This window comes from Kitasatospora sp. NPDC059327, from assembly GCF_042752535.1.
In the GTDB taxonomy this organism is placed as follows: Bacteria; Actinomycetota; Actinomycetes; order Streptomycetales; family Streptomycetaceae; genus Kitasatospora.
The window spans coordinates 1-9,468 of sequence record NZ_JBHYYB010000184.1 but is presented as its reverse complement, the minus strand read 5'-3'; the positions used below and the strand labels follow the sequence as shown (position 1 = coordinate 9,468).

At 69.7% G+C, this 9,468-nt stretch carries 8 protein-coding genes and 1 pseudogene; 6 read left to right on the top strand and 3 right to left on the bottom strand.

What is annotated here, in order from left to right:
• Positions 1–563 precede the first annotated feature (563 nt).
• A complete protein-coding gene (locus tag ACFXHB_RS43530; protein WP_380582581.1) occupies positions 564–926 on the top strand; it encodes a hypothetical protein in 363 nt (120 codons plus the stop codon).
• A gap of 49 nt (positions 927–975) precedes the next feature.
• On the opposite strand, the gene ACFXHB_RS43525 is transcribed toward ACFXHB_RS43530, so the two are convergent.
• Positions 976–1,416, bottom strand: a complete 441-nt coding sequence (locus ACFXHB_RS43525; protein ID WP_380582580.1) for a hypothetical protein — start codon at positions 1,414–1,416, stop codon at positions 976–978.
• A gap of 28 nt (positions 1,417–1,444) precedes the next feature.
• Here ACFXHB_RS43525 and ACFXHB_RS43520 point away from each other — a divergent pair, with 28 nt between their 5' ends.
• From ACFXHB_RS43520 to ACFXHB_RS43510, 3 genes are all read left to right on the top strand, one after another.
• Entirely contained in the window at positions 1,445–1,753 is a 309-nt protein-coding gene (locus ACFXHB_RS43520) for an ABC-three component system protein (protein WP_380582583.1), read from the top strand.
• Complete coding sequence (locus ACFXHB_RS43515; protein ID WP_380582578.1) at positions 1,750–2,280, top strand: three component ABC system middle component; 531 nt, start codon at positions 1,750–1,752, stop codon at positions 2,278–2,280. Before ACFXHB_RS43520 ends, ACFXHB_RS43515 begins: the two co-directional genes overlap by 4 nt.
• 85 nt (positions 2,281–2,365) lie before the next feature.
• Positions 2,366–3,184 carry a hypothetical protein gene (locus ACFXHB_RS43510; RefSeq protein ID WP_380582576.1) on the top strand — a complete coding sequence of 273 codons (819 nt, stop codon included), beginning with the start codon at positions 2,366–2,368 and terminating at the stop codon, positions 3,182–3,184.
• A 289-nt stretch (positions 3,185–3,473) separates the two neighbouring features.
• Here the strand turns inward: ACFXHB_RS43510 and ACFXHB_RS43505 are convergent, their stop codons facing one another.
• Positions 3,474–3,968 (bottom strand): putative phosphothreonine lyase domain-containg protein, encoded by a 495-nt coding sequence (locus ACFXHB_RS43505; protein ID WP_380582574.1) that lies wholly within the window; start codon positions 3,966–3,968, stop codon positions 3,474–3,476.
• 49 nt (positions 3,969–4,017) lie between these two features.
• On the opposite strand from ACFXHB_RS43505, the gene ACFXHB_RS43500 reads away from it, so the two are divergent.
• Both ACFXHB_RS43500 and ACFXHB_RS43495 read left to right on the top strand, forming a co-directional pair.
• Positions 4,018–5,199 (top strand): hypothetical protein, encoded by a 1,182-nt coding sequence (locus ACFXHB_RS43500; protein ID WP_380582572.1) that lies wholly within the window; start codon positions 4,018–4,020, stop codon positions 5,197–5,199.
• A complete protein-coding gene (locus ACFXHB_RS43495; protein ID WP_380582570.1) occupies positions 5,192–8,491 on the top strand; it encodes a hypothetical protein in 3,300 nt (1,099 codons plus the stop codon). The genes ACFXHB_RS43500 and ACFXHB_RS43495 overlap by 8 nt, the downstream gene beginning before the upstream one ends.
• A gap of 23 nt (positions 8,492–8,514) precedes the next feature.
• Here ACFXHB_RS43495 and ACFXHB_RS43490 read toward each other — a convergent pair.
• Positions 8,515–9,375, bottom strand: a pseudogene (locus tag ACFXHB_RS43490) (IS110 family transposase); the annotation flags it as partial.
• Positions 9,376–9,468: the final 93 nt, after the last annotated feature.

Sequence of the window (9,468 nt, the reverse complement as noted above, 5' to 3'; positions counted from 1 at the left end):
TCAACTCCCTCGCCGACTACCTCACCAAAATCAACCCGCCGACCACTGAAACCTGACGCAGACTTAGAGCTGACATTTCAGGTGCAGGACACTAGCCCGTCAGGGAAGGCCCCCAGCAGCGGCCAATCCACACGACCCGTTCGGCCACCACCGTCCGCAGGCCCGGAAGCCGCGCGGGGGCAGGCACGGAGACCGGCGATGCGGGCGTGGCAGGCCGCGACTCCACCGGACCGGCAGGCAGGTGGTGGTGCCGCCGACTGCTGACACCGCCATGCGAGCGAGTCGGCGGGGCGGCACCAGCCGTCTTCCCGCAGTGGCCTGCGCGAGCGGCAGGTAGCGCTAGCCCGGTGTGCGGCGCTCCGCAGACCATGAGAACCGACTGGATCACAGGTTTGGCCGGACACGACACGGCCATGACACTGACGCCATGTCATGCGCGGCGAGCAAATCCACCGCACCTTGCCCGCTTGGACCGTCTCCGCCAAGCGCCGATAATGGCACGGTCGGATCTGTGAACCTGCGGTGGATGACTGGAGCGTGCTCCAGGGCAAAGGGGCTCCTCGGTGGCGAACGCCGCGCATGGCGCTGCTCCGAGCGCGCTCGGCTACCAGCACCAGACCTGGTGGGCGCTGCTGGAACTGCTGCGCACCGGTGACCGCCGCCCCGATGCGGTGATCACCTTGGAACTTCATGACGATATCGCCTGGGAGGGAAACGGCAGCCCGACGGAACTGCTGCAGCTCAAGCATCACCAGAAGCAGCAGCGCACCCTGACCGACTATTCTCCCGACCTGTGGTCGACGCTGAAGGTGTGGATGGACAATGCCGCCCAGCCGACGGACAGGGTCCCCGACGCTCGTACTCGTGACCACGCAGACCGCAGCCGAGAACTCCGCCGCCGCAGCGCTGCGCGCACACCCGCGTGACGAGCAGTGGGCTCTGGAGTGCCTGCTCGCTGTGGCACTTGACGCGCAGTCAAGTGTCACGCGTCGATCCCGTGAGCAGTTTCTGCAGCTGAAAACCGCCGGCCAGCGCACGTTCTTGTCCAGGATCCGCGTGGCGGACGGGTCTGAGCACATTGAGGACATCGCCGCAGGTGTGCGCGAGCAGCTGTACTGGACCCTGCCCACAGGGCACGAGGACCCGTTCCTGGCGCAGGTGTGGCAATGGTGGGATCAGCAGGCGCTGGCCATGCTGCGCGGTACGCAGCCGGGTGTGGAGGTGGGTGTCGCACACGCCGCGGTTGCCGAGATCCGGGACCGCTGCACCCGCAAGGACCTGCCGACCTTCCTCCAACTCGCGGACGTGGACGCGAGCGAGGTCGCCGATCACAACGCGAGTGCGCTGTTCGTTCAGCAGATGCACTGGGTGAAGTTCCCGCCCAGCAACCTTCAACGGGCAATCGTCGACTTTCACCGGGCTTCCACACAGGCCATCCTGCTGCCTGGACGAGGGCCTTCTGACCCCAGGCGAAGTGGACCGTGTCCAAGACGAACTCGTCGACGAGTGGGACCGGGACTTCGAGTGGATGGCCATGGAAGTCAGCGCCGACGCTGGCGAGGAGGTCAAGCAGCACGCCGGGCGGAAGCTGCTGCGCGACCTGCAGGAAAAGACGGGGATCTGTGTCCGCCCGCACTACAATGAGGCCTACTTCACCCGCGGCCAGCGCCACATCCTGGCCGACGAGGGCCGCATCGGCTGGCACGTGGACTACGAACAACGCATCACCGACCTGCGGGGAGAGCAGCCATGACCCTCCCACCCACCCGCCAGGACCAGGCACCCAGGGTCGACACCGCATGGGGCGAACGCCCGCCGCTGACCAGCGCCATGTTCAACCCTGCCCTGATCGCCTGCCTCCTGCGCGAAGCCGCCCTCGTCTGCTCCACCCACGCCGCCGCCGACATGCCGTGGGCGCTGTCCTACCTCGCGATCCCGCTCGTCCTGCATCGCGGCACACGCGAGGCACTGCCGGCCCGTCCCGGAGCCGTTCAGCTCGCTGCCTGGGTCGTCCGCAAGAACCCTGTCCTGCGCGCCGGGTTCCCGGCCCAGGCGCAGGCCATGGTGGACCCGGTCCGCGCGGGCTTGCGTTTCGCCCTCCGGCACGAGGTCCTCGAGCTCGCCGAGGACCGCCTGCGCGCACCCGCCAGGCGGATCCGCGAGCCGGGGCACGCTCCCGTCGGGCTCGACGAGATCCTCAAGCGGGCCAGGACCGCGGGGGGATGGCTGTCCACGGTTGACACCGTCACTGCGTTTTCCCTTCTAGGCGTGGCACCCTGATTGGGTGCAACTGCTCGCGATCAGCCTCTAAAGCCACCACGGTGACCGCCGGGACGTCCCCTTCACGCCCGGTGCCCTCAACGTGGTGACGGGCGAATCGGCAACCGGCAAGAGCTCCTTGCTCGACATCCTCGAGTACTGCCTGGGCCATGACGGCATCTCCTTGCCCATGGGGCCCCTCACCACTGCCGTCTCCTGGTACGCCGCGCTGTTCCAACTGGACGGCAGCCGGGCCTTCGTCGCCAGGCCCGTGCCCGGCCGCAAGCGGGCATCGCGCAACCAGGCCATGCTGAGGTTCAGTCAGGACCAGGAACTGCTGGACCATCACGAGCTGAGGGCCGAACTCGACGCCGAGGCCCTTCGAGAGCAGCAGGGACGACGCATCGGCATCCGCGAGAACAACGCGACCGGGCATCTCGCCGGTGCGGACATCAGGCACGCCGCGCTGCTCTGCTTCCAGGGCCAGAGCGAGATCGCCAACAAGAACCTGCTTTTCCACCGCCAAGGCGAACGCGCGACACCCGCCATCCTCCGCACCACCCTGCCCTACCTCATCGGCGCCCTCCCACCGGCCCAAACCCAAGCCCAAGCGCACGCCATGCACAGGGAAGCGGAAGAGGCACACGAGGCCTACGCCGATGCCGTGCGGGCCGAATCGGCGACCCGCCGTGCACTCGCTCCACTGTGGGAGCAAGCCCGTCGGCTGGGAATGCTCACCCACGCCGCACCCAACGACCAATCGCAGGTCATCGAGGCACTGCGACAGGCCACCAACACCGACCGCGGCCTTGACCTGGCTGATGATCCGGCCGGGCCCCCGCTGAGCGACCTGCGCCGGCAGAGCACCCAACTGCGGCACGAACTGCGAGCCCTGGCCACCGACGGCTCAACCTGCCGGCCCTGACCGCCTTCTGCTCCCTCGACGGCCCCCGGCGCTACTGCCGCCGCACCCCACTTCTTGGCTGGTGCCAGTCAAGCCCGAACTCGGTGGGCGCGGCCTGCTGGCTGTTGGAGATCTGTGCCTTGGGCTGCGCTTCCGGGCAGCGGGTAGCGAGGCGCAGCCCCGGGATTCTGGAGGCGATCCGCGTCCCGCTCGGTCGTGGAGCCATGCCCCCGCAGCTGTCCGGCTCGCCTTCGGGCACCTCAGGGGCAGTACGAAGCCGGCGGTTCGGGTCCCGTGGGCCTGTGGTTGATCAGGCCGGTGCTGTGTACCGCGGGGTGCGGCGTACGACCTTGGTAGTGCCGGCAGGGCTGGTGTACAGGCTGGTTCGGTCGCCGTACTCGCCGAGCGCGGTGGCCTCGTCGGTCTTGTAGGGGAGTGCGTCGTTGACGCCGAGGGCGCGCAGGGTGGCCAGCACCCGCGTGACGTCGTCTTCGTCGGTGCAGTCGGCGGTGTAGACGATGACGGGGCGGCGGGTGGGGTCGCCGCCGAAGGGATTGCCGAGGGTGGCGGCCTTGGCCCCTGGGCCGAGCTTTCCGTCCTCCACTGCCTCTTGGACGAGGCGCCAGCCGGCGTCGAGCGCGCGGACGGGCAGGAACCAGAGCCACTTTCCATGCGGGGTGGCGGGTGCTTCGCGCAGTGGGAAGCAGAAGCCGGGTGCGGAGGCCCACAGCCACGGGCGGTCGGTGACCGCCGAGGGGCGTGACAGGCGCGGGTGGTCGGCCGTCCGGGTGGAATGTGTGTGCACAAAAGAACTCTAGTTTCCCGACATCTTGTTCGTGTGCCATCTTATGCGTGTGGCGTTGAGAGAACACGACGGCCCGCGCCTTCGCCGCGAGCAGGCGCTGACCGCCTGCTGCCTCGCCGTGTCAGCCGAGGCGAACAGCGCGCTGACACCTGCGGACCAGTCGGCGGTGCTGATGGACTGCCTTGGAGTGCTACGCGCCTGTCATCCGGCGGACCGGGCAGCCCGGTTGGGCATGCGCGAGTTCCGCCGAGGTCTGCGAGGCCCGCTCGATCGGCTCCTGCCGCCAGGCGAAGTCGAAGACGGCTTCGGCGAGTTGCGCCTGCTGGACGGGGACGGACTGGCGCGTGACGCCCTGGAGGACCTGTGCCGAGAGCATCTCGTCCCGCAGGCCGCGCTGGAGCGCCACTGGTCCTGGCCCCGTATCAGGGCGGAGCATGAGGAGCGGCGCCTGTTCGAAGTGATGCGCAGGCTTGAGCCGCAGGAGTACCGGCAGGCGAGAGCCCTGCTGGCCGAGCACCCGGCCGGCCCGCTCCGGACGCTGCGCCGTACCTGGGACCGGTTGTGGATGCGCTTCGACTTCTTCGAGCCGGTCAGCGACTGGCCGTGGTGCCAACTGGAGGGCTGGTGGTACCCGTGCCCGAAGTGCCGCTGGCCGATGAGGGTTGCACGCACCGGCCAGGATGTCGAGGTGCGCTGCGAGGCACACCGGCCCCGGGGCGTGCACTACCGCCTCTCCTGCGAGGCGGGCCGGCATGGGATGGCTCCGCTTCTGGTGGGCACGGGCAAGGCGTCGCCCAGTGTCACAGGTCTTCCTGCCAGTGCGGACCATCTGGCACTCAGCCGTCCGGTGTGGCGCTACGGGGCACTGCCCACCCTGCTGGAGCTCGAGCTGCGTGACCGGTTGCAGGGCCGGGCGCACGTGGAGGTGGAGATGTGGCCGGGTGAACTGCGCCCCGACGAGTACGACTTGAGGATCACGGTCACGGCGCCGGGCCGGCCAGCCCGCATGTGGTGGGTGGATGCCAAGGACTGGGCGTCCGCCGAAGGGCTCGCCCAGGCGCTGCTGGAGCGTGAGCCCAAGCGCCGCACCGTGTACATCGTGGTGCCCGACCACCAGGCCCACGAGGTGCATTACCTCAAGCAGAAGTTGGCGGAGCGGCGCATCAAGGTGCTCACGCTCACGCGCATTGTCGACCAGGTCAAGCGGGCTGCCGGGGGACGCGGTGAGTGACAAGGACGAGGAGGAGTGGGCGCTTCGGAAGCTGGCGCTGTCCATCGCGCTGGCGCTGGCGGACGAGTACTTCGGGTTCAACGACACTGCGGGGCGGCGGGTCGTGCCCCTCGACCAGGCACACGTCTTCGCCGCCGCCCGCCCCGACTTGTGGGAGAGGTGGCCCAAGGTGCCCCGCCGGGTGCGGGAGATGGCCGGGAGGTTCTGGCACGTGCGCCCTCCCGAGCTCGCCGACAGCAAGGAGTTCCACCAGCTGGCGCGCTGGTGGGCCTCCCTTTCGGACAGCCTGTACCAACTGCCGCCCGGTGTCGCGCACCGCAAGGCGGAGTACCTGCTGGCCACCCACGCCCAGCAGCCGCTGCTGCTTGTACGGGGCCTGCTGCGAGAGGCCGAGGAGATCCACTACGGCAGCCGTGGCCCCCAGCCCGTGGCCACCGCCGGGAACTGGCTGTTCGGCAAGGACTCCGTCGTCACGATCCCGGACGGGGAAGGCGAAGCCGGTATCGCGCCGCTGCGCGTGCGCACCGCCCCGTACCGGGAAGAGGCCGTCCTCTCGCGCCGCCATGTGCTCAGGGCGGTGGGACGGCAGGCGGCCGCCAGCGAGCGCAACGCCTGGAAACCAGGGCTGATGGGCCGCTTCTTCGGCCGGCTGCTCGACACCGAGGGCCGCGAGGCCACCCGGTTGCGGATGCCGGCAGGCAAGGCGACGGTCGTCAACGCGCCGACCGGCGTGGGGAAGTCCGTCCTGCTCCGGGCCGCCGCGCCGCTCCTGGCCCGGCACCGGACCGGACCGGTGGCGGTCGTCGTCGGACAGATCCACGAGAGCCTGAGCAACGCCGAGCACATGAACGAGGCCGAGGAAGAGCTCGCACAGCACACCCTCGCCGAACAGATCCGGCAGGACGACGACCTCGTCTGCCGGACTGCGGCGGAGTTCGCCGCCGCCCACCCCACACTGAAGGTCGTCCCGCTGGTATCCGGTCGCCGGCTGGCCGAACAGGCCGGGCGCGCCCTCGTCCAAGGCCGCCAGGAGCGGTTCGAGGAACTGGCCTACGGCTGCGAGCTCTCCGGCTGGCTCGCCGCCGGCGAGCAGGTGGAGCGCGGGTCCGAGCCGTGCCTGTCCCTGCGGCCGGCCCTTGAGGCGGGCGAGAGCGAGGAGCTGGGAAGCACGTCCGTCTGCCCGCGCCTTGGCGTGTGCGGCAAGTACGCCCTGCTGCGCGAAGCCGTGACCGCGGACGTGATCGTCACCAACCACCACAACCTGCTGGGCGGGGTGGTGTCGGTCCCGGTGGAGACGGACCAGGGCGTACTGGGCCGCATCAGCCTCCTGGAGTTCCTGATGCGCCGCTGCTCGGTGCTGATGGTCGACGAGGTTGACCGGATGCAGCAGACCTGGTGCGAGATGGGCTCTCACGAGTTCACCCTGGCCAGCCGCGGATCCTACGGCTCGTCGCTGCTGGTGGAAGTCGACCGGCAGCGCCAACGCCTGGACGCGGCCAGCGACCGGCGCCTGGTGCCCGTCCTGTTCAAGACCCGCAGCCTGGGAGAGCAGTTCCTCAACTACGTCCTGGAAGGTGACCTGTGGCTGGACCCCGCCGAGCACGATGACGACGAGCGGCTGAACTCCGGCTGGCACGTCCCCGGCGCGTGGGACCGCTGGCTGCTCGACAAGCTGCTGCACGTCGACATCACCCAGCCGATCGACGACGACGTCTACCGGGAGTTCCGCAGGATCTTCCCCGACCGCAAGAAAAGGAAGAAGAACCCACCCCCCGCCGCCTACGCCGACCTTGCGGCGCTTCTGGACAAGGCGGTCAGCCGCAACGCCAACCACGACGCCCTGCCCCCGGTGAAAACCGAGATCGACGCGGCCTTGGGCAAGCTGGGGATCCCCAAGCACCAACGCCTCGAAATCACCAACGCGCTGCTGGTCCGTTCCTGGCTGGGCAGCCTGCACCAGGGACTGCGCCACCTCAAGGCTGCACTGGCGGGCATGGGGCGCCGCGAGCAGATGACCGCCGGCCGCGACCTGGCTCAAGCCCTGGGAACCTTCACCAACAACCCAGCCCTGCCGTTCGGGCCGCTGGGCTACCAGCTGATCGGCTTCAAGGTGGAGAAGGACCAGCGCGGCGGCGGCCGCCTCGCCGTGCAGGCACTCAGCGGTGACCCGCACACCAGCACCATCCAGCTCGGCGGCACCATCGCCCTGGCCACCGCCGGCGTCGAACGCAGTGTGCTCGCGCTGTCCGCGACCGCCTACTTCCCCGGCGCGGCCAAGGAGCACCTGCACACCCTGCCGGCCTACGTGATGACGGACGCGACCCCCGGAGCGGTCACCGCCCGCCCAGGCAACGTCTCCGACACCGCTGGTGGTTGGAACCCCATCGCCATCGGCGGCCAGGACCAGGCCGACAAACCCGCCAAACTCCGCGACCTCGGCGCGCGCCTGTGGACGGACCGCCTCTCCGAGCACCTGCGCGAGCTGGACAACCGCGAACCTGACCGGGCCCGCGCACTGGTGGTCTCCAACGCCTACAGCCAGGCCATGCTCCTCGCCGCCGGCATCGTCTCCACGATCCCCGACCCGTCGTGGATCGCCGTGGTCATCCCGAAAGACGGGCCGCCGGGCGGAGTCGCCGTCCCCGCCGGCATCGTCATGATCACCGTCGACCAGCTCGAAGACCTCCCCTTCACCCACCCCGAGGTCAAGGTGGTCTGCGCGCCGATGCGCCTGGTCGCCAGGGCCCTGAACATCCTCATCCCCGGAAGCGACCAATCCGCCCTCGCCTCCGTCTGGGTCGCCACCCGCCCGCCCGCCGACCTGCACTCACCGACCGCGATGTACGCCAGCCTCGGCGCCGCCGGAATCAACGCAGGCCGCGCCGGGCCGGACCCCGCCCGCATGCTCGCCCAGCAGAGCCGTGCCGCCCACAAACGCATGTACCAACTGCTGGCCGCCAGCCCGATGCTCTCCCGGCTCCCCCAGTTTCTCAAGATCGAAATCCTCGCCGGAATCCTCGTCGACATGATCCAACTCGCCGGCCGCGCCCGCCGCGGCGGCACCCCCGTACAGCTCTACCTCGTCGACAACGCCTTCTTCGCCACCCACTTCGGCACCGACTACCCCTCCCTCCTGCGCGCCTACTACGACGGACTGACCGAACAGGAACAGCACCACCTTCGCCGCACCTACGGCTCCACCCTCACCGCATGGCTCGACCTCGCCCACGCCGCCGACCAGCCCCACAGGGTCCACGTCCCGCTCCCCACCGCCGCCACCACCGCCGCGTAGCGAAAGGCTTCCCAATGCTGATGTCAAGCCGTCGCCATAGCAGGTGGTGCGGCTTGGTAGCACGCTCCGTCACGGATCATGGCCCACAGGACATTGACGCGGCGACGCGCGAGCGCCAGCAGCGCCTGCTTGTGGCCCTTCCCCTCGGCGCGTTTGCGTTGGTAGTACGCCTTCGAGGCCGGGCAGTTCTTGAGGCTGGAGAGCGCGGAGAGGTACATCGCGTTGAGCAGGCCGCGATGGAAGCGGCGGGGCCGGCGGAGGTTGCCGCTGACGCGGCCGGAGTCGCGTGGGGCCGGTGCCAGGCCGGCGTATCCGGCAAGCCGATCCGCGCTGCCGAAGGCGTCCATGTCGCCGCCGGTCGCGGCGAGGAACATGGCACCCAGCTGCTTGCCCATGCCGGGCAGGCTGAGGATCACCTCGGCGTGCGGGTGCTCGCGAAGCCGGGCCTCGATCAGGGCGTCGATCTCCGCGATCTCCTCATCGAGGGCCATCACCCCCTTCGCGAGGCGGGCCACCATGGAGGCGGCCAGTTTCTCCCCCGGCAGGGCTGTGTGCTGGGTTTCGGCCGCCTCGACCGCAGTCGCGGCGAGTCCGGCCGCGCTGCGAACTTTGCGGTTGCGCAGCCACGTCTCGATGCGCTTCGCCCCACTTCGGCGGATGGCCGCAGGCGTCTGGTGACCCGTCAGCAGGACCACCGGGCCCTTGTTGGTCAGCTCCAGTGCCCGCTCCAACGCCGGGAAGATCTCCAGCAGTTGAGCCCGGAGCCGGTTGATCTGGCGGGTGCGGTCGCAGACCAGGTCGGTGCGGTGGGTCGTCAGCGTGCGCAGGTCGACGGCGACTTCGTCGCCGGGCCGCAGCAGGCCCAGGTCCCGGCGCATACGGGCCTAATGGGCACCCGGGGACGGTGCGGAGCCCTGATGCGGGCCAGGGCCGTCGAGCCCCTTGACCAGACGGGCCAAGCACCGTCCCCACCCACA